Genomic DNA, 26,561 nt, shown 5'->3' on the forward strand with positions numbered 1-26,561 from the left:
TGGCAAGGGGGCGGAATGCCTCCGGGTGGATCGGGCGCTGCTGAAGAGGTCGTCAAAGCCTCTGCGCGCCAGAGGCAGACGGCGGCAGGCGCCCGTCGTCGCGGGCGCCTGCGGGTCTTCAGCCCTTGAGGGCGCTCAGCACATCTGCGGGGCGGATCGGCAGCTGCCGCAGCCGCACCCCCACCGCCGAATGGATCGCGTTGGCGATGGCCGGGGCAATGACCGTGGTGCCCGGTTCACCCAGGCCTACGGGTACCTCCGTACTGTCGACAAAGGCGATCTCCATCGGCGGCGTGTCGATCATCCGCAACGGCGTGTAGGTGCCAAGGTTCACGTCGCTGACATTGCCGTCCTCGAACGTCGTCCCTTCGTACAGCGCCATGGACAGACCCCAGAGGGCCGCCCCTTCGCATTGCGCCAGCGCGCTGTCAGGATCGACAACCGTGCCGCAATCGAAGGCCAGCCAGATCTTCTGCACCTCGATGCGGCCAGTCTCGCGATCCACCCGCACCTGCACCGCACCTGCGGTCCAGGTCGGCATGGTGCGCGACTGGCCAAAGGTGGTGGCGATGCCGATGGCCGTGTCCGCCGGCAGATCCGCCGTGCCATACCCCGACATCTGCGCGACCCGTTCCAGCACGTTGGCCTGGCGCGATGCACCGCCCACGGCATTCGGCGCCGACCCGGCATTCTGGCCTTCTGCCTTCAGGTGGCGCAGCCGGAATTCCAGCGGATCGGCCCCCAGTTTCAGGGCCGCCTCGTCCATGAAGCTCTCGACGGCAAAGTTCGTCCAGCCCGGCCCGACCGAGCGCAGCCAGCCGGGGCGGAACGTCTTGTTGGCCAGGTCGTTGGATATCGCCCGCACCCGGTGCGCGCCGACCGAATACCAATGGTCGGCCCCGTCGATGGCAAAGGGGTCGTAGGGTTCGTCGTTCACCCCCTTGGGCATGAAGGACGGCACCATCACCCCCGTCGGCCAGCCCGCGGCGGCATGGTGTTCCATCCCGACAACGCCGTTGTCGGCGTCGAACGCCATTCGCAGCTTTTGCACGCTGGGCGAACGCGGGCTGTCGAACTGGGCATCGTCTTCGCGAAAGAACACCAGCTTGACCGGCTTGCCATCCAAAGCCTTCGAGGCGAGGGCCGCCGGAACCGTATAGTCGCCGTTCAGGCGACGGCCGAACCCACCGCCCAGCATGTAGGTGCGCATGACGATCTTGTCCGCCGGGACATCCAGCGCGCTCGACAGTGTCGGCAGGATCAGCGATTGCCACTGGTTGCCCGTGTGGATTTCCCAGATGCCATCGTCATTGCGGAACACCGTCGCGTTCAGCGGCTCAAGCTGGAAATGCAGCACCGTCTGCGTGACATATTCGGCCTCCAGGATATCCGCCGCCCCCTCAAAGGCGCCTGTCGTATCCGGCGTCTGGGTCGGCAGGATCGCACCCACCGTTTCATCCGCGATCAGGGCCCGCGACCGATCGTTGATATCGGCCTCGGTAACGGCGGCGGTGTCGCCCGCGCTCCAATCGACCTCGATCCGCTCCGACGCCCACTTGGCCGCCATCAGCGTCTCGCCCAGCACCACGACCCAGCCGGGCACGGTGCCCGAGGGGTCGTCCAGTGTCAGCGTCTGCAAGTACCCCTTCACGTCGCGGGCCCCGCTGTCATCCACCGAAGAAACGCTGGCGCCCAGCCGCGTCGGCGGCAACAGCGGCACCCCATAGACCATGCCCTCGACCTTGGCATCCAGACCGTAGATCGTCTTGCCATCGGTCTTGTTCGCGATGTCCAGCGCGGTGACGTCCTGCCCCACCAGCCGCAATTGCGAATGTGGCTTCAGGGGCAGCGCCTTCAGCTCGTCCTCGGTGAACGACCGCTCCAGCCCGCCCGCCACCAGCTCGGCATAGCTGATGCTGTTGCCGCCATTGCTGACGACCCCGTCGCGCACGCTGCAGGCAGAGGCCTCGACGCCCCATTTCTGCGCCGCCGCCTCGATCAGGGCCGTGCGGCCCGCCGCACCGGCCTGTCGATACACCGGCCAGCTCTGCCAGACGGACCAGCTGCCGCCCGTGACCATGGTGCCCCATTTCTCGGCCGTGTCGACATGGGTGATATGCACCGACTCCCACGCGACCTCCAGCTCGTCCGCCAGGATACGGGCGATGGCGGTGCCGACGTGCTGCCCCATCTCGGCGCGCGTGATATTCACGTTCACCCGCCCGTCACCGTCGATCCAGTACCACAACGTCGGCTCGAACGCCGCGCCATCCGGGGTGATCGGCACCCCATCGGCTGCGGCCGGGTCCATCGCGGCAACGGAAGGGCGTGGAAAACCAAAGGCAACCCCCGCCGCGGTCATAGACACCAGAAAGCCGCGCCGCGTCATGGCCCCGGCGTGCGGGGCCTTGCCCGACGGCGTCGTCGCCAGGCGTGAAAGCAGTTTGTTACCCATTGTCTTGTGCTCCCGACAGTGCGGTCGCGGCCTCGCGGACCGCCTTGCGAATACGCGGATAGGTCATGCAGCGGCACAGGTTGCCCGTCATGACCGCGTCGATATCGTCGTCGCTGGGGTTCGGAATGTCGTGCAACAGCGCGGCGGCCTGCATGATCTGACCCGACTGGCAATAGCCGCATTGCGGCACCCGCAGATTGCGCCAGGCCTCCTGCACCGGGTGATTGCCCGCCTCGTCCAGCCCCTCGATCGTGGTGATCTCGGTGCCCGCGACATCGCCCAGCAGCGTGATGCAGGATCGGGTCGCGCGCCCGCCCACATGCACCGTGCAGGCGCCGCACATGCCGATACCACAGCCGAACTTTGTCCCCGTCAGCCCGATCTCATCCCGGATGGCCCAAAGCAGCGGGGTCTGCGGATCTGCGTCGACGCTGACAGCGCGCCCGTTGATCGTGAACTCTATCATTGTGTGTATCCCTTGATGATCAATGCGCTGCCCGGCCCTGCGCCCGGATTTCGGACACGGTCGTTGCCAGGTTCGCCCAGGCAGGCTTTTCCGCACGCTTGTCGCGCAGATAGGCCGCAATCGCGGTGATTTCTTCGTCGTTCAGCGCCTGGCGGAATCCGGGCATGACCACGCCCGCAATCCCCACGGGGCCATTCACACCGTCCAGCATGACGTGAATCAGGTTGGTCGGATCGTCCAGGTTGGTGGCCGAGTTGATGCCCAGGTCGGGCCGGCCCTGCGCGATCTGTTCCGCGTTGTAGTGGCACGATGCGCAGGCCGTCGCATACAGACGCGCGCCCAGGTCGCCGCGGTATTGCGGATCGGGGCGGTTGGCCTTCAGGCTGGCCATCACCGCCGCACTGCCTGCGGGGTCATCGTCCTGCGCGCCCACCTTGTCGGCCAGGTAGATGCTCAGCGCGGCGATGTCGGCTTCGGGCAGCGCGCGCACACCGGCATGAACGACCGGACCCATCGGGCCCGCCGCGACACCGTGGTACGTCGCCACGCCACTCTCGAGATAGGATTTGAACTCGGCCGCGCTCCAGGGGACATGCGACGGGTTGCCGGCGGTCAGTGCCGGCGCGATCCAGCGGTCGATCTCGGCACCGGCGAACTGGGCGTCCTCACGCTCCGCACCCAGCGCGTTGCGTGGCGTATGGCAGGCGCCACAATGCGTCACACCCTCGGCCAGATAGGCGCCCCGATTCCATTCGTCCGAATGCGCCTCGTCTGCCTCGTAACGGCCGAAATCCGCGAACAGCAGCTTCCATCCCGATTGCAGCATCCGCAGGTTCAGCGGAAAGGGCAGCTCGTTTTCCTTCTGCACAGTTTGCACCGGCGCAACCTCGGTCATGATATAGGCATAGATGGCGTCGACGTCCGCATCGCTCATCTTGGTAAAGTGATCATAGGGAAAGGCCGGGAACAGGTGATTGCCCTCTCGGTCGACCCCTTCGTGCATGGCGCGACGGAACGCCGCCTGCGAATAGGTGCCGATGCCCGTGTCCACGTCCGGCGTCAGATTGGTCGAATAGATCGTGCCGAACTGCGTCTCCATCGGGTAATTCCCAGCATAGGGCGCGCCGTCCGATGCCGTATGGCAGGTTGCGCAATATCCGGCGGCGGCCAGAATGCGGCCCTGTTCCACCAGGTCGGCGTCAAATGCGGGCTGGTCATCCCGTGCGACGGGATCCATGGCTGGCTTGTAGGTATAGACACCGAAACCGACCGCAGCGATGACCGCCACTGCCAGTATGCCTAGAAGGAACCGTTTTAGCATGTAGCTGATGTCCTTGGATTTCATTCCTGGGGCCGCCGCGCCAAGGATCGTCACTGGCGGGGCAGAAAGGTTTCGCTTGGCTGCGTGGCATCGGGGAGGCCGCGCGTCGTGCGCCGCCATCGGGAAACGTCCGGGGGTGAGTCACGCGTGACAGGCACTCTATGCCGGAATAAATCAACGCGAGGCAGCGGGAAGAGTTCCGATCCTTCTGCGGATTATGTTAATTTTTTGGAAACATCCGACTTGGTTGCCGCTGTCCTGTCACGCCTGCCAAGTCGCCCCTGCCAACTCGCTCTGGGCAATTCGCTCTGGGCAACTCACTCCGCACAACGAAGCGCCAGGCCAAGCGAAACAGGGCCATGCCACGCGCCGGGCAGCATGGCATGGCATTATGGCATGGCTCTGTCTTGCCGCCATGGCGTTACGCTACCGCTGATGCGCCGTGCATAGGCAACCCTGGGCAAGCTGGCCCGCGCACATGTCGCGTCGCTCCGCCTGGCCACCTGCCCGCCCGTGACGCAACCCAGATCATCCTGACGCGATCCTAGGATCAGTCTCTCGGCCTCTCATCGCAGGCCGCGTTGCGCGAATGGTCTCCTCGTGTCTCTGGTCCCATCATCATCGCGCCCCGCCGCCGCCCCGCGAAATTCCGGACTTTCACACCGTTCGGAAACCGTTCTGATACCGTTCAAATACCGACGTTCGAATCTAGCGATATCAGTCACTTAGCCCGCGAATACCGACACCCCCTTACCGACCCTCCGCCAACAGCCTCTGTCCCACGCCCCGACATCCCCCGGGGCCCGAGGCCGCATCGACCTCGGGCCAGCAACGGCCCTGCCCCCTCGCGCAAAACGGCGGGCCCTCCGGTCACGCATTCCAGCGCGCGTGATCACACCTGTCCCGCGGTTGCCGACACCCGTGGCCCCGATGCTGAATGGCCACGAACCCCGAACTCGATCACGGCCCGCAGGTCCGGCCTTTTGCGCCGCTGCCCGAACGAAACCGGTGTCCGATCAGATCGGGTATTTCAACGCACCGTCCTGCATCGTGATCCAGCGCAGTTCGGTAAACTCGTCTATCCCCCAAATCCCGCCGAACCGACCATATCCTGAGGCTTTCACCCCCCCAAAGGGCATCTGCGCTTCGTCATGGACCGTCGGGCCGTTGATGTGACAGATGCCGCTTTCAATGCGCTTTGCCACCGCCAGCGCCGCCATCGTATCACGGCTGAACACCGCCGCTGACAGGCCAAACTCGCTTTCATTCGCTATGCGGATGGCCTCGTCGACAGAACCCGCGCGGATGATGGCAACAACCGGGCCAAAGCTTTCCTCGGTATAAATCCGCATCTCCGGCGTGACGTGATCCAATGCAGCGGCGTTCAGGATCGTGCCCTTCCCCCCTCCCGCAATCAGGGTCGCGCCCTTGTCGACAGCATCGGCCGTCAGGGCGCGGATACGGTCCGCACCGGCCATATTGACCAGCGATCCCAATGGGGTATTGCCGTCGCGGGGATCGCCCGCTGTCAGCGTCTGGACCTTGGCCGAAAAGGCCTCGACGAAACGGTCCCCGACCTCGCCCACGGTGATGATCCGCTCGGTCGACATGCAGATCTGCCCCTGGTTCATGAAGGCGCCAAAGGCCGCGGCCGCCACCGCCGCATCGACATCTGCATCTTCCAGAACGATCATCGGGGCCTTGCCGCCAAGCTCCAGCAGGGCCGGTTTCAGGTTGCGCCCCGCCAGCCCGCTGATGACCCGCCCGACACGAGTCGAGCCGGTGAAGTTGATCCTGCGGATTGCCGGGTGTTCGATCAGCGCCGCGACAATCTCCGGGGCCTCGTCCGGGGCGTTCGAAATGGCGTTCAACACACCCGCCGGCAACCCGGCCTCCGCAACCGCTTCGACGATAAGCGAATGAACCCTGGGGCAAAGCTCGGACGTTTTCATGACCACGGTATTGCCGCAGGCCAGCGGTGTCGCGATGGCGCGCACCCCAAGGATCACAGGCGCGTTCCAGGGCGCCATCGCCAGAACGACACCGGCTGGCTGACGGATCGCCATGGCCGTTGAACCGGGCCGGTTCGACGGAATGACCTCCCCCTTGATCTGGGTCGTCAGCGATGCCGCCTCAACCAGCATCTCGGAGGCCAGCATCACGTTGAACCGGCCCCAGGCCTCGGTCGCACCGATTTCCTCCTTCATCGCCTGAACGATATCATCACCACGCGCCGTCAGATTTTTCGCCGCCGCCAGCAATGTGTGCCGCCGCTCTCCGGGAGAAGTCACAGACCAGGTGGCAAAGGCACTTGCAGCCGCGTCCACCGCGCGCGCCACATCGCCGAGAGAGGCCGCCGCCGCCTCGGTCACCACATCGCCGGTCACCGGGTTCGCCAGGGTGAAGCTTCGGTCGCCTTCGGCCGCGGTGTAAGTTCCGTTGATATAGAGGTTCAGCTTTTCCATCAGTGTCTCCTGTTACCTTGTTTTCGCCAGGGTTCCGCCCAGAAAGGCGCGCACCACGGCAGGGTCGGATTTGATCTGGGATGCGGGCCCGGCCCCTGAAATGCGCCCAACCTCCATGAGGTAGGCAAAGTCGGCCAGCTCCAGCGTGGCGCGGGCATTCTGTTCGACGATCAGGATGGTCAGTCCGGTTTCCCGGATTCGCGACAACGCCGCAAAGACTTCCTTGACGACAATCGGGGCGAGGCCCAGCGATGGCTCGTCCAGCAAGAGCAAATCGGGTTTCGACATCAGCGCCCTGCCGATCGCCACCATCTGCTGCTCGCCACCTGACATTGTGCCGGCCAACTGGCTCCGGCGCTGTGCCAGCTTGGGAAATAGCGCGAACACCTCTTCCATCTGCGCATTCGCACCTGTCGCTGCCCGTTTCGCAATGGCCCCCAGACGCAAATTATCCAGCACCGACAAGCCCGGAAAGATGCCCCGCCCCTCGGGAACCAGGGCGATCCCCTGCTCGACAAGCAGATGCGCGGGACGACCCAGAAGCGACTGGCCCCGATACACGATTTCACCTGCCGTGGGTTGCACCCGTCCCCCGATCGCCCCGAGGAGAGATGACTTGCCCGCACCATTCGCGCCCAGGATTGCGACCATGGTGCCCTGCGCCACGTTCAGCGTGGCACGATCCAATGCGATATGCTTGCCGTAGGCGATGGTCAGGTCTCTGATCTCAAGCATCGACCTCTCCCCCAAGATACGCGCTGACCACCATGGGATCGGCCAGCGCAATGTCCGTCGGGGCGTCCGCGATCAATTCACCGGAATTCATCACCACGACACGGGGGCACAGCGCGCGCACGGCGTCGATGATATGTTCGACCATCAGGATCGTCAGCCCGCCCTGATGCAGAGTGCGGATAAGCGCGACTCCTTCGGCAAGCTCGGTCGGGTTCAACCCGGCCAACCATTCATCAAGCAGCAGGATTTCCGGCTCTGCGGCAAGCGCCCGGGCAAGCTCCAGCCGCTTTTGGTCGATATAGGTCAGGTCAGCTGCGGCGACCCCGGCCCTGTCGGACAAACCAACCATTTCCAGCGCGCCGAGCGCGACACGACGCGCTGCGGCGCCCCAATGCGCGTGCCGCCCGAAAACGGCCGTGATCATGACGTTTTCGACCAGGCTCAACGATGGCAGGGTCCGAACCAGCTGGAACGTCCTTGCGACGCCCGCGCGCGCAATCCGATCCCGGCTCAGGCCGGTCAGGCGCAATCCATCCAGCCGTATATCGCCACTGGTCGCGGGCAAGGCACCCGAAACCAGGTTGATCAGGGTCGTCTTGCCAGATCCGTTCGGCCCCAGCAATCCGACGACCTCTCCCTTTTCCAGGGTGAATGACACGTCGCTGACCGCGCGCAATCCGCCGAATTGCTTTACGGCCCTGTCGATTTCAAGAAAGCTCATCCTCTTGCCCCTTTCGCCTTGCCCAAAAGCCGCTCGGTGCTTGCGATCAGGCCATTCGGAACCAGAAAGACGACGCCGATGAACAGCAGGCCCAGCAGGATCGGGTATGAATCGGGAAAGTTCGAAGACAGCCATTCAAAGATCAGGAACAGCGGCACCGCACCCAGCGTCGGCCCCCACAGTCGGTTCGCCCCCCCGAGCAGAGCCATGATGACCGTCAGAAAGCTGATCGTCGGGTTGAACACGATCGACGGTTCCACATACACATACCTGGGCGAGGTAATGGCCCCGGCCAGCGTCAGGATGACCGCGGACAGCACGAAGGCCAGCAGCTTGACCCGGGCCAGGTTGATACCGGAATGGGCCGCCACGGTCTCGTCGTCCCCGATGACCCTCAGCGCCATTCCCAGCCTTGAGCGATGGATCCACGCAGTCAGCGCAATCGTGATCGCCGCAAGCCCGAGCATCTGCCAATAGATCTGGCGCGTGGTGATATCCAGAAAGATATAGCGGCCAAGCGTTCCGGTGACATTGACCTCGTACCACGTGATCAGCTGCCGGACGAGTTCGGCCAGACCGAAGCTGAAGATGACGAAATAGACCCCACGCAGCCTCAGCGTGGCCAGGCCAACGACCAGCGCGATTGTCCCGCCGATCAGTGCGGCACACAGCAGCACCGCGCCGTAGCCGAGAGTTTCGTTCAGTACGGCGACGGTATATGCACCGGTGCCATAAAATGCGACCGTCGCCAGCGAGATATAATGCGTCTGGCCTGAAAACAGCGCCCAAGCCGAGGCCAGCGTGACATAGGTGGCCGCCCCGATCAGCAGCCCGAGACCATAGTCCGTCACGATCAGGGGCACGATTGCCAGCAGGGCAAGGCCGATCAGTGGAAGGATGATCCTGCTCATGTGCGCGCTCCGAACAGGCCCTGCGGTCGCCACAGCAAGACCAGCAGAAAGATCGCAAAGGTCGCGGCAAGTGTCAGGCCCGGATCAATGGCCGTGGCCACGAAGGTTTCAAGCAGGCCAAGGGCAAGACCAGCCGCCAGTGCGCCGGGGACATTCCCGACCCCGCCCATGATCACGATGACCAATGCTTTCATCGTGAAAACCACGCCGCCTGTCGCGGAAAAGGTCTGGTACATCGAAATTGACGCCCCTGCAGTCGCGGCCAGAGCGGAACCGATCGCGAACCCCTGACGGGCCACCCGATTGACATCGATCCCGACCAGGGGCGCCGACCCCGGCGTCAGAGCCACAGCGCGCATGATCAGGCCCCACCGCGTCTTTTGCAGCGCAACCACGAGCGCGCCACCCGCCAGCACGCAGATGGCAAAGGCGATCAGCCGGTTCAGCGCAACCGAGACGCCGAGGACGTCGATGCCGCGATCCAGGTAGGATATGGAGGTAAAGTTCGCGCCGAACCCGACCAGCAGCACGCCCTGTATCAGGAACAGCAGACCGAACGTGGCAAGGATACTGTCGACCTCAAGCCGCCCACTGGAACCCGAACGCGCCACGAGCGGTCGCATCATGACCTGATACAACAGCCAGCCGAACCCGTATCCGGCGATGGTGACGAACGGCAAGGCCACCAAGGGCGGGACCCCCAGATGTTGAAACGACGCGACCACCAGAAAGGCGGCGATCAGGGTGAATTCGCCATAGGCCAGGTTCATGATGCGGGCGATCCCGTATTGCAGGGTCAGCCCAAGCGCCAGCAGCGCATAGGTGCCCCCCAGCACAAGGCCGAGGATCAGTGTCGTGGAAAGCATTGGTAACCTCGATTGGCAGGAGCAATATCAACCCGCGCCGCCATTGCGGCGCGGGTATTGTTAACTCACCACTCCGGTTTGGGGATGATCGGCGTGGCTGCACCTGTCTTGTCGGCCGGGCCGATTGCGCGAAACGCATCGCCCTGCCATTGCCCGATCCACCAGAGATCGCGCAACTGGTTGTCCTCCAGCTTGACCTCACCCACGACAGTTTCGAACGTCCCTCCTGACAACTCCTCGGCCAGGGCCGCATGGTCCAGACCGACCCGTTCGATCGCCTGCGCCAGCATCTCCAACGACGCATAGGTGATGGCCGATGCCCAGCTGTCGGGGGGGCTTCCGACGAACGCCGTGTGACGGGTGAAATACTCCTGGATGGCCGGGCTTTCAGCGTCGACGCCGCCGATGGCCATGACCCCTTCGGCCTTGCCGTCCGCGACCCCCGGATAGATCGGGAACGCGCCGCCGACCGAGATATAGAAGACCGCCGGGTTATAGTTCATCGACTGGGCCGTCTTGGTCATGCCGAACGAACCGGGGGGATAGGAAAATGCCACGAAACTATCCGCGCCAGATCCCTGAGCTTCGCTCATGATCGCGGCAAAGTCCGAGGTACCCAGTGGATATGTCTTGTCGTAGACCAGCTCGAACCCCGCCTCGGCAAAGGCCGGACGCGCGCCGGTAATCAGGTCGATCCCGAAGCCATCCGCGACGGAGACAACGGCGACCTTGTTGTTGATCGTGCCCGCGTCACGCGCCTTGGTCAAAACGTCAACCAGGCCACCGGCATAATCATGTCCTCCCCCCAGCATCCAGAAACTGCGGTCCCAACGCGCGGCAAAATCCGGCGCCTTGTCCGTCACCGCCGTGACGGCAAGCTGCGGATAGCCGAACCGCGCCATCAGCGGCGCAATCGCCAGGTTGCCCCCCGTTCCCCAGGGCGGCAGGATCAGATCGACCTTGTCCTGGGTGGCGAGCCTTTCGATCGATCGGACAAGGTCTTCGTTGGCTGACCGGTTGTCGTATTCCACAACTTCGATCATTCTCTGCGATCCGTCAGGCATCGTCAGCCCGCCGGCCTTGTTCACCGTATCGACCCAAAGTTCGTAGTTGGGAATCGTGGTAATTCCCGCGCCCGTGGCGTTCGGGCCGGTCCGGGCCACTGCATATCCGATCTTCACCGGCCCATCCTGCGCCAGCGCGGAACCGGCACCAAACGCAAGAGTCGATGTCATGCAAATGGAGAGCGCGCGCAGGGCAGCGCGCCGCGAAATACGTGTCATAATTTCCTCCCTTGTGATCACCACCAAAGGCGACCTGCTGTCGCCCCGAGGTGCCGCTTGGCGCGGGTCTTCGGGGCTGACGTCAAAGGTATATCTGCCCGCTCACGCATATAAATGTATTCTTGCGGCCATTTTTTGTACTTTTGCTTGATTGAAGCGCAATTGATTGGCACGAATGCTCATGCCGCACATGCTCCGCCCCGCCAGACCGCGCCGCTCCACACCGGGGCTGCACCAGATCAAGAGCCCACTGTCCCGCATCGCTTTCGGGCTGGCCTCCGGCACGTCGCATCTGCTCTGGCTTGGGCATGGCACCGTCCACCTGCGACAGGGCGACGGCGACACGACATTGGAGAGTAACGGACCACGTCTGTTGTGGTGGGCTGACGGCGCGGGGCGTGAACTGATTGCGGAAATCGGTGCCCGTGGCACGCTGCTGTCGATCCCGCAGGTAACCCTGATCCAATCCCTTCCAACCACGCCGATCGGCGCACAGATGCAACGCACGATCTCTCAGGATCTCGATCTCGCGGCGGAATCCTCTTCTTCCGTGGTCAGGCTGCTGGAAGGGTTCGTGCACGAACGCAAAAGCGGCGAACACGGCACCGATATCGCGACCTCACACTACCTGGGACTGCTGGTCCTTCAGCTCTGGCGACTGGCGCGGCGGGACCTTGTCAACCTTGGGGGCGCGCCACAGGGGTTGTCAGAACGCTTCATCCTGCTGGCTGCACAACGTGTCCGCGATCACCGTCCCATCGACGACTATGCGCGCGACCTGAACGTAAGCCGCGACCGGCTCGGTTCTGCCGTAAAACGGGCCACGGGTTTGCCGCCCCAGGCCTATCTGCACCGACTGCTGATCCGCGAAGCGATGGAGCTTCTGGCGAATACGGGGATGCCTGTCTCGCAGGTGGCCTTTCGCCTGGGCTTTGTCGATCCGGCCTATTTCACACGGTTTTTCAAGCGCGAAACCGGGCAAAACCCCGGCGCCTTTCGTCGTTCCGAAGATGCGCCCCCGCAATCCTTCGCAGCCTGGCCCTGACGGCCGAGCCGAACGACCTGTGACGCGGCCCTGCACGCGTGCGACGCTCCACCCTGTGTTCCCGTGCGCTTCGACCGAGGGGGCCGCGATGCGTCCTGCGGCAGTTCACGGAAAAATAATCGATGTATGAAATTCAGCTGTAGCTCGGGAGCCTTTTCATTGACGTCGGGACCAGTCCGCCATGACCATCAAAAGAAAGATATTTGGCGTTTTCACGCTGGTAACCGTTCTGGCATGGGGTGGGATCCTGACCGCGATCCTGTTGCTCGTCGCGCAGAACGCGCGGATGGAACAAAGCGCGCACCTGTCGCAATCGATCACGCAAAACCTGATGCCGCTCTTTTCCGCTGTAAAGGACATCAAGACCGACGTGATCCAGGTCCAGCAATGGTTGACCGACATTTCCGCAACCCGCGCAGCACCGGGTTTCGATGACGGTTTTGCCGAGGCGCAGATCTTCGCCGATGCCTTCGAAACCGACGTCGCCCTTGCGCGCCAGTACGCGAATTTCCTGGGAATTGTCGACGTCGGCATCGCGCTGGACAATATTTCCCAAGCGTTCCCATCCTTTTACGAGGGTGGCAAGAAAATGGCGCAGGCCTATATCGCCTCCGGCCCTGAGGGGGGAAACCCCCAGATGTCAGAATTTGATACGGTGGCCGAGGTCATGGGGAACGCCATGGATGGCCTGCTCGCTGTCATGGAAGAGCATCGTATCATGCTTGCGACGCAACTGAACTCGATCACCGAAGATGTCACCGCCGCCAATACGCGGCTTATTTGGCAACTGGTCATATTCACCGTGCTTGCCGCAACCGCCACGGCCGTTGGCGTCCTGGCTCTGTTTCGCAATCTCTCGCACAGCTTTCGCGATCTGGATGACGACATCACCGCCATCATGACCGAAGGCACCCAGCAAACCCAGGGCAAGCTCGACCCGCAAAGATCGGATGAACTCGGCCCCGTGGCCCGCGCGCTCGATGCCTTTCGTCACAACCTGGCCGAGACCCGCGCCACAAAGGAGCGGGAAGAGCACCAACAATTGCAGGAACAGCAAGAACGTCATGCCCTGGAACAGGCCGCCCTTGAAGAGGCTCAGGCGCAGGCCCGCGAGGCGACCCGGAGGGAGGCCGAATTGCAAGAGCAACGCGCACGTGAGCGCGTGATCGTACAGGATATCGGCGAAGTCGTGCGCGCCTGTGCTGCTGGCGATTTTTCCAAATCCCTGCGCACGGACGACAAGGATGGCGTCTTCGCCGAGGTCTGTGATGGTCTCAACAAGGTGGGCGAAGCCGCGAACAAGGGGCTGGGCGCCGTGCTGACAGGTTTGCAGCAACTGGCCGCAGGGGATCTGACACAGCACATGCCCGACAATTTCTCCGGTATTTTCGCCGAGATCGCGACCGAAATGAACACCGCCTCCGAGACCTTGGGCCGGACATTGTCCGGCATTTCCGAGTCTTCTGAAACGGTGGACGCTTCGTCGCGCGAAATTGCCCTGGTCACCAGCGACCTTGCAAAGCGGTCCGAAGACAATGCCGCCATGCTGGAAAACACGTCACTGCGTCTCGCCAACATGTCCGAAACCGTGCAGGCCGCCGCTGACTTCGCCAAAACGGCCTGTGTTTCGGTCGAAGGCATTTCAGAGGGCGCGAAGTCCGGTCACGACGTGGTCAGACGGGCCGTCGCGGCGATGGATGCTATTCAGACATCTTCGGACGCTATCGGAAAAATCCTTCACGTGATTGACGAAATTTCTTTTCAAACCAACCTACTGGCATTGAATGCAGGGGTCGAAGCCGCCCGCGCCGGCGAGGCCGGTCGAGGCTTTTCCGTGGTTGCGACCGAAGTTCGCGCCCTCGCGCAGCGGTCGGCGGTCGCGGCGGGGGAAATCGCAGATCTGATCAAGACCTCGGGCATAAACATCGGACGCGGTGTCGACCTCGTAAAGGCATCAGGCGAGGCATTTCAGGACATCGTAGGCGGCATCGACGTCGCGACGACACAGATCCGCCAGATCGTGACAGCCTCCGATGAGACGGCCAGCGGAATCGAGGAGATTTCCAAGGCGACAAGGGATCTCGATCGCATATCCCAACGCAATGTCGCAGCCTTCGAAGAAACCAACGCCTCCGTCTACGCCCTTCAGGCCGAGGCGAATGCCTTGAAAAATTCCGCCAGTGCTTTCCGCACCAAGGCGCTGCCGCGCGGCGGCGCGGCAATCTCCGGCCAGATGCCTCTCTCGGCATGATCGCGCGACGACGCTGTCGCCCAAACGGCCTCCTCCCCCAAAAGCGCGAGTTTTCTGCACGCACCGAGCATCGACGACACGCCGGTCGAGCATTCACCGCTTTCCTGATACACGCCCGCCCCGTGCGCAATCTGCCACCCCCCTGGAAGGGCGGCCGCATCGCAGGCCCATTGGCCTCATGTCGAAAAGGACCCCAGTTGCGACGCAGGTGGTACGGCGCGGCGCGTAAGGTCCGTGCTTAGACTGCGGCAACGCAACCCCCCGCACCCCGCGAAAGCATAGTCAAATGATCAAGGTACTGTCCGGCGTCTGGGCCCTTTTGCTGGGCATTGTCCTGATCATGCTTGGCAACGGCATGCACTTTACCCTGATTGGTCTGCGCGGCGGGATCGAGGGGTTTTCGGCCGCACAGCTGGCCATTGTCACCTCCGGTTATTTCATGGGCTTTCTCTCGGGCGCGCGGATGACCCCATTGCTGATCCGTCGTGTCGGCCACGTGCGGGTCTTTGCCGCGCTTGGCAGTTTCATGTCGGCAGGTCTGATCGCGTTTCCGCTGCTGACTGATCCGATTGCCTGGACCGTGCTTCGCCTGCTTGTCGGGTTCTGCATGTCAGGGGTCTATGTCACGGCTGAAAGCTGGCTGAACAACGCCGCGACAAATGACACGCGCGGCAAGGTCCTGTCGGCATACATGATCGCGCAGACGTTGGGGATCATTGGTGCGCAGGGCCTTTTGACGTTGGGCGATGCGGCAACTTCGGCTCTGTTCATCGGTGCCTCGATCCTTGTTTCGATCTCCTTCGCGCCGATCCTGTTGTCCATCACGCCCGTCCCGACCGTAGAGGTCACCCGGCCGATGCCCCTGAAGGCGCTGTTTTCCGGGTCTCCCCTCGGCACGGTGGGTATCTTTTTGCTGGGCAGCATATACGCGACACAGTCAGGCATGGGCGCGGTCTTCGGCACCCAGATTGGCATGTCACCCGCGCAGATCGCGCTGTTCATCGCGATGCTTTTCGCCGGCGCGCTGGTTTTGCAATACCCTATTGGCTGGCTGTCGGACCAGATGGATCGGCGCAAGCTGATCTTTGGCGCGGCCGTGCTGGGGGCCCTTTCCTGTGCAATCGGCTGGATCGCGACCGGCAGCCTCTGGCCGTTGATGATCGCCGCGTTCTTTGCGGGCGGGGTCACCACTCCCCTCTATGCGCTGCTCCTGGCCTTTACCAACGATGCCCTCTCGGCAGAGGATATGCCAGCGGCCTCTGGGGGGCTCGTCTTTACCTTCGGCCTGGGGGCCATCGCCGGCCCCCTCACCACAGGCTGGGCCATGCAGAGCCTCGGGCCACACGCCTTCTGGCTCGTCCTGGGGACCACATTCATCGTGATCGCCGCCTACGCGCTCTACCGCATGACGCAACGCGCAGCGTTGCCGGTAGAGGACACGGAAAGTTATCTGAACGTCCTGCCCACCAGCTCCCCCGTCGTCGTCGAGGCCGCAGGTGCCTGGGCCGTGGGAAATGCCGAGGGCGACCCGCAAGACCTGTCCCAAGACTGATCCAAACGGAGCTTGCGTCTCTCGCCCCGATAAGCAGACCGCAAACCTTCAATGTCTGGTCCGGTGCGGCGGGCCGGTGTACCCTTGCAGGTCGCCGCGCACGTCGGGTCCGTCAACACGGCTTCGCCCCGAAAATGCAGCAAGCCCTTTAGGGCCGGGCCGACCTGCCCCACAAAACCAGGCCCGAAGCCTGCACTAACCGGATCAGATCATGCCAACCGGCGGGACGAAGCCTGCCGGGCGGAAACGATGCGATCTCTGCGCGCGTTTCCCGAGTCTCGCGCCCATCGGCCAGTGCCGGGCCCGAACCGACAGCCGCTTCTTGCAGCGCAACATGATCTAAACAGTTTCACATCCCAAGATCGGTGCGCTTCAACTGGTCCGCTGCCCGATGCAGCGCTGATGGCAAGGGTCCCGACACCCTCGCGCCAGCCACGCCGGAACTGGACATGTGGCAAATCCTGCAAGATCACTTCGGACAAGATACAGCCTCTCTTGACGCGCCTCGCCGCTCAAAGGTGGTGGCTGGTGCATATCGCCAGCCTGATGTTCCGCGCGCCCGATCGGCGCTCTTACATCCGGAACAGGGGCCGACGATTTTCAATGCCGATACCGCTCATCCCGGGCATTCGCCGACGACTGGAAAACCCGTGACGTCGCCCCCTGCGAAAGTCCGATCGGGTGGCGTGACCTGCGCAACCGCCCCGGTCAATGCAGCGGCGCATCGTCGGTGACCGAAAGAAGTGTAGCGATCTCAGGCACGTTCCATCCAGATCACGGTACGATCCTTGCCATCTGAATATGTCGCATCCGGGCCTGCGGGGCCCTTGCGTGCTGACAAGCTGAACTGAGACGCATCATGTCGCGCCGTTATTCGCAACAGGTCCCCCGGCGTGGAAGGCATCGGATTTTCCAGCAAAAAGGCCGTTCTTCCCCAATGCCCGCCAGACCGCAGGTTGTTCGTCAACCGGATGCCCGGCGCAAGGTCCATCTGGAAAGATACAAAAACGGCGTGGATCGTGCCCCCGACAGAACATGCCAGGTCTTCCGTCGTGCACTGCGGGTTCGTGTCCGGGCGCATGAAGTCAAACCGAAACAGCTCCGACGCCGGGCCCAAGGGCGTTAGCCCACAGGTTGCGAAGTCGCTTGGCGTGATCCTGGCAACGGTGGCGAAGTGGTGGAATTCGGACAAATCGAACCCCTCGGCTGACCGAGGACGCCAGAGGCTGAGCAGTTTGTCGCTTTCCACCAATTGCGCCATCAGGGTGCCGCGTTCAGGAATGGCGCGTGCATGGGGCTTGGCCAGGTGCCGCATGGCATGTTCAAGCGTGGCGAGCGCCCCCTCCCCCAGCAGAAGGGTATCGACGATTTCGGAAATCACGACATCCGCCTGCTCCGGCAGGTCAGGACCCACGATCAGGTTGTGCGACATCTTTGGGATAACCGTGATGCGGTCGGCCAATCCGTTTGCCTCGATGACCCGAACGGCGGCCTGGGCGATCAGAGGCTGTTGTTCGCAGGTGTAGACATGTTTGGCACCGGCGCGCGCCGCCAGCATCGCCGTCAGCCCTGCCCCGCAGCCGATGTCGAGCACGACATCACCGGGCCTGACCTTCGCCCTGATGGCCGCTGCATAGGCGTGATTGCGACCCTCATCCGCCAGCATCGGAAAATGCCACCGAGGGACGAACATCTGGTAGAGCCGTTCAAGCAGGATCTGCGCTTCGTGATGATGGGGGTCCTTGCTCAGGGCGCGCGAAAGCAGTTCAGCAGTCCGCAGGCCGCCATCGGTCAGTGGCTCAAGCTTCGCAGTCTCGACCAGGTGATCTGCCTCGCGTTCGGCGGCGCGCCCAACGTGCTGCGGAAAATCGTGTTCGTGATGACGGGGGGCCGCAAGGTTTGTAACCACTGTTCAATCGTCCTCGTTCTAAGGAATTGCGTGGACCCCGGAATAGCGGCCACCCGGATAAAATATGGTAAAAGACCGCGCGAATTATGGACGCGACGCCGCGAAAGAGGCTGTGCAGGATTTTGCGATCCCGGGCGGGGTTCCCTTGCCGCGCTCACTTTCACGTCTTATCCCGGCACTGTCTTGCCCTGCGCGCGATAACGAAACAGCCCGGCCAGCAACGCCAGGACAGCGAAACAGGTGATCGCCAACGAGGCTCCGGGTCCGGCCAAAAGCAGCCCGAACACCGGCGCCCCGAGCGTCTGCCCGATGGCAATTGTCAGGAATCCGACCATCAGGCCAGTTGCCGGGCGGTCGGGCAACAACCCGACGCCCCAGACAAGGTAGACCCCCGTCAACGTCACGTAGGCCGCCCCGAAAAGCGCCCCTCCCGCCAGCGCCATCGCAGGTGTGGCAAAGCCCGATCCCATCGCGAGGGTGGCCAACGACATCACCCCCAGGAACGCCAGGTGCACCCGGTCGAGCGTGAAGCGCCGGATCAGTGTGCCCGCCCAGGCCCCCGCTATTCCGCCGGCACCGATGCAGCTCCAGAGCCAGCCGGTGCCGGCTGGCCCCCATCCCAGCCGCGCGGCCACGACCTGCCCGCCAAACGACCAGACTGCGGTGCTGGCCGCACCCATCAGGAAGGACGCCGCGACCAGCCGAAGAAGCGGTGAACTGACCGCAGGCAAGCCGCCCGCGCCCTGCGCCCGCCGCGCTGGCGGCAGCCCCCGGGCCGCCGCCAGCGCCAGCAGCGCGGCAAGCACGGCAAACAGACCGAAGGCCAGCCGCCATTGCCCGGCCATAGCCAGCGCCACCGGCCCCGACAGGGCCACCCCCGCGCTCGTCCCGGCGTTGATGGCGGTGTTGGTGATGTCCTGCCGGCCCTTGCGCACAGCCGCCTCGACCGCCGCTGCCATGGGCGGCGAGGCAAGGCCCGTGCTTGATCCGGCCACCAGCACGGCAACGGCCAGCAGGATCGGTGTTGGCGCCAGCGCGATACCCGCCATGCCGATGGCCGCGACCATGGCGGCGGCCGCTGCGACGACCCGTGCGCCCAGCCACTCTGTCAGGGCCGCCGATGCGATGATCGCCACGCAGTAGCCCGCGAACGATCCACCCGAGATCACGCCGCTTATCGTCGGTCCCAGCCCCAGCTCGGCGTCGATCTGCGGCAGGAACAGGCCGAGGGCAAATCGGGCAAGGCCGTAGCAGACCGCGATCAGGCCAAAACCCAGGGCTCCGATGCGCATGGCCGGGCTCATCGTCGCGCCCCCTCGAGCAGCACCGCAGCCGCCTCACGCGCGGCAGAGACGGCCTCCGCCCCGCGATAGATCCCCGCGTGGGTGGCGCCCTCGAACAGCACCAGAACCTGTTCGGCCAGGCGCGGGTTCTCACGCCCGAGATCTGCCGCCACGACCTGCGCGATCCGCTCTGAAAAAGCCGCCTTGTGGGCCGCCACGGCCTCGGCGATCTCGGGCGTGTCGCCGCCGGTCTCGGCCAAGGCTCGCAGGAACAGGCAACCACGCGTACCCTCGACGCGCACCCAGTCCTCCAGCGCCGCGAACAGCGCATCCACGCTGCCGACCTCCAGCCGGGCCATGAAGCGTCGATCGCGTGCCCCCAATACGTCTGCCATCAGCTGCGCCTTGCTGCCCGCGTGCTTGTAGAGGGTACGGCTCGACATGCCCGCAGCCTGTATCAGCCGATCCATTCCGGTCGCCGTGTACCCATGCCGATCGAACAGGCGTTCGGCGGCGGTGATCAGTTTCGTGGACAGGTTCATGGTGCGGCCTCCGTCAGCATTTCCTGCCAACAAGTGTAAAATGATCATTTTACACTTCAACCCCTGACCGCAGATCTCATGCCCCGCCCCGGCGACAGGACCGCGCGTGCCTCAGCCCGAGAACGTGCAGATATAGGCGCGGCACATCGCGACAAGATTGCCGCGAAGCACGCGCGCCTCGCTGTCCGTCAGCCCCCGCTCGAACGCATTGCGCACCGTTCCGTAAATCACCGAAGCCAGCGTCAGGTTCAGCGCGTCCACGTCCTCGACTGCGCCATCACAGGCGGTGGCGAACATTGCCGTGGTGGCCGCATCGGCGCGCGCGGCAAAGGCATGGAGCAGCGCGTCATTGTCCAGCTCCACCACCGAACGGTAGAGCGCACGCGTCACCTCTGCCCGCTCGGTCTTTGCCGCCCAGTAGGCGTCGACCAGCGCCTCCGCCATCTTGGCCAACGGCGCACCCTGCATCCGCGCGCAGACTGCTTCGATCCGGCCCGCCAGCGTGTCGAGGTAGCGTTCGTTCAGGGCGTAGACCAGCGCCTGCTTGTTGGGAAAATACTGGTACATCGTTCCCACCGACACCCCTGCCCGCTCGGCCACCCGCGTGGTGGTCAGCGCCCCCATCCCGTCACGCAGCAAAACCTGAATGGTCGCCTCGAAAATCGCGTCCACGGTCACCCGCGAACGGCTCTGCATCGGTGTCTTGCGGGCCTTAAGGGCCGGCTTCGGGGCGCGGGTCATATGCGAATCCAAAAGCTGAAGGTTCCTTCATATCCTGAGGGCATCAGATGAAAAGGAAAAGACAAATGACAAAGCAACGCATTGCCCTCGTCACAGGCGGCAACAAGGGCATCGGACTACAGATCGCCCGACAACTGGCCGAGGCCGGTTTGCAGGTCGTCATCGGCGCGCGCGACGCCGCCCGAGGGGCCGGGGCCGTGGCCGCGCTGGCGCAACACGGCCTGACGGCGACGACCGTGGCGCTCGACCTCGACACCCCCGAAACACACGCAGCAGCAGCCGCCCAGCTACAGGCGGTTCACGGACGGCTCGACGTGCTGGTGAACAACGCGGGCATCTTCGATTTCGACGATGCCGTGCCCAGCAAGGCCTCGATCAAAGCGGTCCGCCGGGTGATGGAGGTGAACTTTATCGGCACCCTGGCGGTGACCCAGGCCATGCTGCCCCTGCTCAAAGCCGCCCCCGAGGGGCGGATTGTCAATATTTCGACCTCGCTCGCCTCGCTGAACTTGAACGGCGATCCCACCTCGACCTACTATTCGCAACAGTACATCGGTTACAACGCTTCCAAGGCCGCGCTGAACATGCTGACGGTGCAACTGCACGAGGAATTGAAAGGAATCGGCATCAGGGTAAATTCGGTCAGCCCCGGCTTCGTCAAGACGGACCTGACCGGGTTCGGCGTCATGACGCCCGAGGAAGGCGCGCGGCTGCCGGTTCAATATGCGCTCGGCGGCGAAGACAGCGGCCGGTTCGTCGAGCCGGACGGCATGACCCCGTGGTGAGCCCCCACGACTGACAGTGCCCCAAAGCAGGCGCTGTCGACCTCGACCAGACAGTCCGTCATCTGGTCCGAGCGCCGCTACGCAAACAAAAGGCGCCGGAGCGTCTGCTCCAGCGCCTCTATCACCGTCCTTCAGAGAGCAGCCGAAGGGCACGAGGTGGTACGTTTCGCCCTTGACACCCCTTGCGCAGACTTATGCTTCCGTTTGCGCATTCATCTGCTTTCTCTGACTCCCCCCCCAGATCTTCAGCCGCACTTGCTGTGACCGCAGGAGGTGCAGGTCATGCAGCCCTCGACCATCTGGAGGGTGTACTGGCCGCAGCTCGGGCAGGCCTTGCCGCGGTTGTGGCTGGTGCCGCCCGCGTTCAGGCCGACGACCGAGGCGGTCGGATCGGCCTTCAGGCCCAGCCCCTCGCCCGCGATGAACCCCGTCTCGATCATGTGACGCTCGATGACGCCACCGATCGCCGCCAGGATCGACGGGATGTACTTGCCCTTGATCCAGGCACCACCGCGCGGATCGAACACCGCTTTCAGCTCCTCGACCACGAAGGACACATCGCCCCCCCGGCGGAACACGGCCGAGATCATCCGCGTCAGCGCGACGGTCCAGGCGTAATGCTCCATGTTCTTGGAGTTGATGAACACCTCGAAGGGACGGCGATGGCCGCTGATCACGATGTCGTTGATCGTGATATAGATCGCATGTTCGCTGTCGGGCCACTTCAGCTTGTAGGTGTTGCCCTCCAGCGCCTGCGGACGGTCCAGCGGATCGGCCATGTCCATGTAGACAACCTCGCCCCCCTCTTCGGGCATGGCGGGCTTGGCCTCTTCCTTGGTCTCGCTGACCGTCAGGACCGATCCCGTCACATCGTTCGGGCGATAGGTGGTGCAACCTTTGCAGCCCTGATCCCAGGCGGCCATGTAGACCTCCTTGAAGTCATCGAAACCGATGTCCTCGGGGCAGTTGATCGTCTTGGAAATGCTTGAATCGATCCACTTCTGCGCCGCCGCCTGCATCTTGACATGCTCCAGCGGGGCCAGCGTCTGGGCGTTGACGAAGTAATCCGGCAGGGGCGCGTCGCCCTTGAGGTCTTTCCACATCTTCACCGCGTAATCGACGACCTTCTCCTCGGTGCGCGACCCGTCCTTTTGCAGGACCTTGCGGGTGTATTCATAGGCGAACACCGGCTCGATCCCCGACGACACGTTGCCCGCGTACAGGCTGATCGTCCCGGTCGGCGCGATGCTGGTCAGCAGCGCGTTGCGAATGCCATGGGCGGCGACAGCGTCGCGCACGTCCTCGTCCATCTGCTGCATCGTGCCGGAGGCCAGGTAGGCGTCCTTGTCGAACAGCGGAAACGCACCCTTTTCCCTGGCCAGATCGACCGAGGCCAGGTAGCTGGCACGCGCGATCGCCCGCAACCAGGCTTCGGTCTGCGCCGCGGCTTCGTCGCTGCCATAGCGCAGGCCCAGCATCAGCAGGGCATCGGCCAGGCCGGTGACACCCAGACCGATCCGGCGCTTTGCCTCGGCCTCGCGGCGCTGCGCCTCCAGCGGGAAACCCGAGGCATCGACGGTGTTGTCCATCATGCGGATCGCCATGCGCACCAGGTCATCCAGCGCCTCGATATCCAGCGCGGCGTTTTCGGTAAACGGGGCGCTGACCAGCCGCGACAGGTTCACCGATCCCAGCAGGCAGGCGCCATAGGGCGGCAGGGGCTGTTCACCGCAGGGGTTCGTCGCGGCAATCGTCTCGCAATAGGCCAGGTTGTTGGCCTGGTTGATGCGGTCGATAAAGATCACGCCCGGCTCGGCATAATCGTAGGTCGCCTGCATGATCGTGTTCCACAGGTCGCGCGCCTGCAGGGTGTGGTACACCTTGTCGCCGAACTTCAGGTCCCACGGGCCATCGGCCTTGACCGCATCCATGAACGGGTCGGTCACCAGCACCGACATGTTGAACATGCGCAGGCGGGCCGGGTCGCTCTTGGCGGCGATGAACTGTTCGATATCGGGGTGGTCGCAACGCATTGTCGCCATCATCGCGCCCCGGCGCGACCCCGCGCTCATGATCGTGCGGCACATCGCGTCCCAGACATCCATGAAGCTCAGCGGGCCGCTGGCATCCGCCGCCACGCCCTTCACATCCGCGCCCTTGGGACGAATGGTGCTGAAGTCATAACCGATACCGCCGCCCTGCTGCATCGTCAGCGCGGCCTCTTTCAGCATGTCGAAGATGCCGCCCATGCTGTCGGGCACGGTGCCCATGACAAAGCAGTTGAACAACGTCACGCGCCGCGCGGTGCCCGCCCCCGCCGTGATCCGCCCCGCAGGCAGGAATTTGAAATCCTCAAGCGCGCCATAGAATCGCTGTTCCCAAGTCTCCTTGTCCTCCTCGACGGCGGCAAGGGCGCGGGCGATGCGGCGCCAGCTGTCCTCGACGGTGCGGTCGATGGGCGCACCGTCCGCATCCTTGAAACGGTATTTCATATCCCAGACTTGTTCGGCAATCGGGGCGGCAAAGCGGGTCATCGCAGTTCCTTTGGCAGAAGGGGCGGGTTGAGCATTCGAAGATCAGCGTTTAGTATCGTATGTGGTCACGGGTCAAGACGCAGCATACCACATTTTGCGCATCCCCGTGTACAACAATACTTTCCCTAGAGAAATGCGCATGTCTCATACAAACCTCATCAAGCTCAGCGTCGGCACCGAAAGCGTCGAGGATCTTGCAGCGTGGCAGACCACCGCAATGGCGCGTACCACCGATGGCCTGCCCCGCCATGTCACCCGCATGTGGCCCAAGCGCGAAGCGGAGTTGCTTGATGGTGGCAGCATTTACTGGGTGATCAAGGGGCAAATACAGGCGCGTCAGCGGATCTTGCGCCTGGACGAGGCGGATCGGGGCGACGGCATACGCCGCTGCGCCATCGTGCTGGACCCGGACTTGATCCGCGTCGCGCCCTCGACCAAGCGCCCGTTTCAGGGCTGGCGCTATCTCAAGCCCGAGGATTCGCCTGTCGATCTGTCCGGCACCCGCGCCGACGACGACGCCCTGCCGCCCGAACTGAACGCGGCATTGGCGGAAATCGGCGTCATCTGACACGGCCACTGGCGACAACGTGCCACCGTAGCGGCTGATCCCGGCTGCACGATTGATCCGGCCGACCCTTCGCACCCACGACGCCAACCTCTATCGCCTCCCGCCCCTGCGAGCACCGCACGGTGCGTTAGGATTTACCGGATGCGGTGTTTTCGCACCGCTCACATGCCGTCCATGTACCGTCAGGATACCGACGTTCAAAACGACCGCTTTTCCCTGTTAACCAAGGCTGATCAGCCGAGTCGCACCGCAGGCCCACCGACGCGCCGTCCGCCACCGGCAGGAACGCTTAACCACGGCGGCGGCCTGCGAAGCTGGCGGTCTCAGTCCAGACCCAGCCGTGCCACCAGTGCCGTCATCACCGCACGCTCCTCGTCATCCATCGCTGCCGCACGCGACCGGAACAGAGTTGCCTGGCTTTTCAGCATCAGCCCGTCGGACAGGATCTTCAGATGGTTGGCGCGCAGCGTCTCGCCGGTCGAGGTGATATCGGCCACGGCCTCCGCCGTCTCGTTCTTGACGGTGCCCTCGGTCGCGCCCTGGCTGTCGACCAGCTGGTAATCCGCGACGCCATTTTCCTTCAGGAACTCGCGCACAAGCCTATGATATTTCGTCGCAATTCGCAGACGGAACCCGTGGTGCCGCCGAAAGGCTGCTGCCGCCGCGTCCAGATCATCCAGACAATCGACATCCACCCAGGCCTGCGGCACGGCGATGATCAGGTCGGCATGGCCAAAGCCCAGCTCGGCCATTTCCTCGACACGCTGTTCCCAGTGCCCCAGCTTTTCGCGCACCAGGTCGGTGCCGGTGACGCCCAGGTGAATGCGACCCTCCGTCAACTCGCGCGGAATCTCCCCGGCGGACAGCAGAACCAGCTCAACCCCTTCGATACCTTCGACTTTTCCAGCGTACTCACGGTCGGACCCGGCGCGCCCCAGCACCACGCCACGGGCGCGGAACCAGTCGAACGTCTTCTCCATCAACCGCCCCTTGGACGGCACGCCCAGCTTGATGCTCATGCCCAGCCCCCCAGTTCCACGACCATGCCGGGGCGGATCACGCCGCCCACGGCGGGGATGCCTTCGGGGCGCCCCTCGGCACGGCCCAGCACCCGCGTCAGCGCATCATAGCGCCCACCGGTCGCCACGGGGGGCAGATCGGGCCGCCCCTCGACCACGAAACCAAAGACGAAGCCGTCGTAATATTCCATGTGCGTGCGCCCGAAGGCCGCCTCGAATTCCAGCGCCTGAACGTCGATCCCATGCGCTGCTATCGCGTCCATTCGCCGCGCAAGCCGTTCCACCGCCTGCAAAATCGCGGGCATGTCGACGGCAATGTCGCGTAATTGTTCCAACGCAAAGGGCAGTGTTTCGCGCACTTTCAGGATCGCCTCGATCAGCATCACGTCGCTGTTCGGGATCGGTGGCGTCGCGGCATCGGCCCGCAATGCCTCGATCCGCGCGGCAACCTCGTCGCGGCTGCGCATGCCGATTTCAGGCCCCGCATTGCGGAACGGATCATCAGACGTCAGCAGCACCTTGCGCGCCACGGGGACCGGGTGCCGCCCGGCATAGCGTTCCAGCAGCGCCCTGAAGCGCGCGGGCCGCCAGATATGCCGCCACAGCGCGGCCTTGCGCGCCTCCGACGTCTCCAGCCCCTCGACCGCTGCCATCAGTATGCCGATGTCGCCGGTCGTCGCCTTCAGGTTCAGCGGCGCAACAGCGCTTTGCACGCGGGCGAAAACTTCGGCATCAGCCGCGGCAGGGTCCGTTCCGTCAAAGATTTCGAAACCAACCTGGAGGTATTCATTGGCGCGGGCCTCGTCTTCTTCCTGACGGCGGAACACTTCGCCCGCATAGGTATAGCGCGCCGGTTCGGCCCCTTGGGCCATGTGCATCTGCACCACCGGCACCGTGAAATCCGGGCGCAGCATCTGCTCGCCCCGCAGAATATCGGAGGTCGTATAGGCGCGGGCACGAATGTCCTCGCCGTAAAGATCCAGCAGCGCGCTGGCCGACAGCAACACGGGTGCCTCGACCGGCACGGCGCCCGCCGCTTCAAAGCCCTCGCGCAGGGCTGCCGCGCAGGCTTTCACCTGCGCCTTTTCTGGTGTCCGGTTGGCCATGTC

The 26,561-nt window shown here is 63.8% G+C and carries 21 protein-coding genes; 5 read left to right on the top strand and 16 right to left on the bottom strand.

All coding sequences use genetic code 11. The features are described 5' to 3' along the window. Positions 1-118: 118 nt before the first annotated feature. The 9 genes from DL237_RS06840 to DL237_RS06880 form a co-directional block, all read right to left on the bottom strand. Positions 119-2,455, bottom strand: coding sequence for a xanthine dehydrogenase family protein molybdopterin-binding subunit (locus tag DL237_RS06840; protein ID WP_233544891.1), 2,337 nt, complete (start codon positions 2,453-2,455; stop codon positions 119-121). Beyond that, complete coding sequence (locus DL237_RS06845) at positions 2,448-2,921, bottom strand: (2Fe-2S)-binding protein (RefSeq protein ID WP_119398314.1); 474 nt, start codon at positions 2,919-2,921, stop codon at positions 2,448-2,450. Before DL237_RS06845 ends, DL237_RS06840 begins: the two co-directional genes overlap by 8 nt. A gap of 19 nt (positions 2,922-2,940) precedes the next feature. Then, positions 2,941-4,266, bottom strand: coding sequence for a cytochrome c (locus DL237_RS06850; RefSeq protein ID WP_199672009.1), 1,326 nt, complete (start codon positions 4,264-4,266; stop codon positions 2,941-2,943). 992 nt (positions 4,267-5,258) lie between these two features. Then, positions 5,259-6,707 (bottom strand): aldehyde dehydrogenase, encoded by a 1,449-nt coding sequence (locus DL237_RS06855; RefSeq protein ID WP_119398315.1) that lies wholly within the window; start codon positions 6,705-6,707, stop codon positions 5,259-5,261. A gap of 12 nt (positions 6,708-6,719) precedes the next feature. Continuing rightward, positions 6,720-7,442: an ABC transporter ATP-binding protein gene (locus DL237_RS06860; RefSeq protein ID WP_119398316.1), complete on the bottom strand. Its 723-nt coding sequence runs from the start codon at positions 7,440-7,442 to the stop codon at positions 6,720-6,722. Beyond that, complete coding sequence (locus tag DL237_RS06865; RefSeq protein ID WP_119398317.1) at positions 7,435-8,163, bottom strand: ABC transporter ATP-binding protein; 729 nt, start codon at positions 8,161-8,163, stop codon at positions 7,435-7,437. The genes DL237_RS06860 and DL237_RS06865 overlap by 8 nt, the downstream gene beginning before the upstream one ends. Next, complete coding sequence (locus DL237_RS06870; RefSeq protein WP_119398318.1) at positions 8,160-9,074, bottom strand: branched-chain amino acid ABC transporter permease; 915 nt, start codon at positions 9,072-9,074, stop codon at positions 8,160-8,162. Before DL237_RS06870 ends, DL237_RS06865 begins: the two co-directional genes overlap by 4 nt. Next, positions 9,071-9,940 (bottom strand): branched-chain amino acid ABC transporter permease, encoded by an 870-nt coding sequence (locus DL237_RS06875; protein ID WP_119398319.1) that lies wholly within the window; start codon positions 9,938-9,940, stop codon positions 9,071-9,073. Before DL237_RS06875 ends, DL237_RS06870 begins: the two co-directional genes overlap by 4 nt. 65 nt (positions 9,941-10,005) lie before the next feature. Further along, a complete protein-coding gene (locus DL237_RS06880) occupies positions 10,006-11,223 on the bottom strand; it encodes an amino acid ABC transporter substrate-binding protein (RefSeq protein ID WP_119398320.1) in 1,218 nt (405 codons plus the stop codon). 181 nt (positions 11,224-11,404) lie between these two features. Between DL237_RS06880 and DL237_RS06885 the strand changes: the two genes are divergently transcribed. The 3 genes from DL237_RS06885 (at position 11,405) to DL237_RS06895 (ending at position 16,071) form a co-directional block, all read left to right on the top strand. Next, a complete protein-coding gene (locus tag DL237_RS06885; RefSeq protein WP_158585599.1) occupies positions 11,405-12,268 on the top strand; it encodes a helix-turn-helix domain-containing protein in 864 nt (287 codons plus the stop codon). 181 nt (positions 12,269-12,449) lie between these two features. Continuing rightward, positions 12,450-14,519 carry a methyl-accepting chemotaxis protein gene (locus DL237_RS06890; protein ID WP_119398322.1) on the top strand — a complete coding sequence of 690 codons (2,070 nt, stop codon included), beginning with the start codon at positions 12,450-12,452 and terminating at the stop codon, positions 14,517-14,519. 286 nt (positions 14,520-14,805) lie between these two features. Beyond that, positions 14,806-16,071: an MFS transporter gene (locus DL237_RS06895; protein WP_119398323.1), complete on the top strand. Its 1,266-nt coding sequence runs from the start codon at positions 14,806-14,808 to the stop codon at positions 16,069-16,071. 754 nt (positions 16,072-16,825) lie between these two features. On the opposite strand, the gene DL237_RS06900 is transcribed toward DL237_RS06895, so the two are convergent. The 4 genes from DL237_RS06900 to DL237_RS06915 form a co-directional block, all read right to left on the bottom strand. Further along, positions 16,826-17,893, bottom strand: a complete 1,068-nt coding sequence (locus DL237_RS06900; RefSeq protein ID WP_233544900.1) for a 50S ribosomal protein L11 methyltransferase — start codon at positions 17,891-17,893, stop codon at positions 16,826-16,828. Between the two features lie 254 nt (positions 17,894-18,147). After that, on the bottom strand, positions 18,148-19,284 hold the full coding sequence (locus DL237_RS06905) for an MFS transporter (protein WP_119398325.1): 1,137 nt from the start codon (positions 19,282-19,284) through the stop codon (positions 18,148-18,150). Further along, positions 19,281-19,805, bottom strand: coding sequence for a TetR/AcrR family transcriptional regulator (locus tag DL237_RS06910; RefSeq protein WP_119398326.1), 525 nt, complete (start codon positions 19,803-19,805; stop codon positions 19,281-19,283). Before DL237_RS06910 ends, DL237_RS06905 begins: the two co-directional genes overlap by 4 nt. A gap of 111 nt (positions 19,806-19,916) precedes the next feature. Beyond that, positions 19,917-20,546 carry a TetR/AcrR family transcriptional regulator gene (locus tag DL237_RS06915; RefSeq protein WP_119398490.1) on the bottom strand — a complete coding sequence of 210 codons (630 nt, stop codon included), beginning with the start codon at positions 20,544-20,546 and terminating at the stop codon, positions 19,917-19,919. 65 nt (positions 20,547-20,611) lie between these two features. Here DL237_RS06915 and DL237_RS06920 point away from each other — a divergent pair, with 65 nt between their 5' ends. Beyond that, positions 20,612-21,331, top strand: a complete 720-nt coding sequence (locus tag DL237_RS06920; protein WP_119398327.1) for an SDR family NAD(P)-dependent oxidoreductase — start codon at positions 20,612-20,614, stop codon at positions 21,329-21,331. Between the two features lie 245 nt (positions 21,332-21,576). Here DL237_RS06920 and DL237_RS06925 read toward each other — a convergent pair whose 3' ends face one another. Continuing rightward, entirely contained in the window at positions 21,577-23,865 is a 2,289-nt protein-coding gene (locus DL237_RS06925; protein ID WP_119398328.1) for an adenosylcobalamin-dependent ribonucleoside-diphosphate reductase, read from the bottom strand. A gap of 139 nt (positions 23,866-24,004) precedes the next feature. Between DL237_RS06925 and DL237_RS06930 the strand changes: the two genes are divergently transcribed. Next, positions 24,005-24,433 (top strand): DUF1489 family protein, encoded by a 429-nt coding sequence (locus DL237_RS06930; RefSeq protein WP_119398329.1) that lies wholly within the window; start codon positions 24,005-24,007, stop codon positions 24,431-24,433. Positions 24,434-24,756: 323 nt separating this feature from the next. On the opposite strand, the gene hisG is transcribed toward DL237_RS06930, so the two are convergent. Both hisG and DL237_RS06940 read right to left on the bottom strand, forming a co-directional pair. Next, on the bottom strand, positions 24,757-25,452 hold the full coding sequence (gene hisG / locus DL237_RS06935; protein ID WP_119398330.1) for an ATP phosphoribosyltransferase: 696 nt from the start codon (positions 25,450-25,452) through the stop codon (positions 24,757-24,759). After that, a complete protein-coding gene (locus DL237_RS06940; RefSeq protein WP_119398331.1) occupies positions 25,449-26,558 on the bottom strand; it encodes an ATP phosphoribosyltransferase regulatory subunit in 1,110 nt (369 codons plus the stop codon). The genes hisG and DL237_RS06940 overlap by 4 nt, the downstream gene beginning before the upstream one ends. Positions 26,559-26,561: the final 3 nt, after the last annotated feature.

The organism is Pseudooceanicola sediminis (assembly GCF_003575965.1).
GTDB lineage: Bacteria > Pseudomonadota > Alphaproteobacteria > Rhodobacterales > Rhodobacteraceae > Pseudooceanicola > Pseudooceanicola sediminis.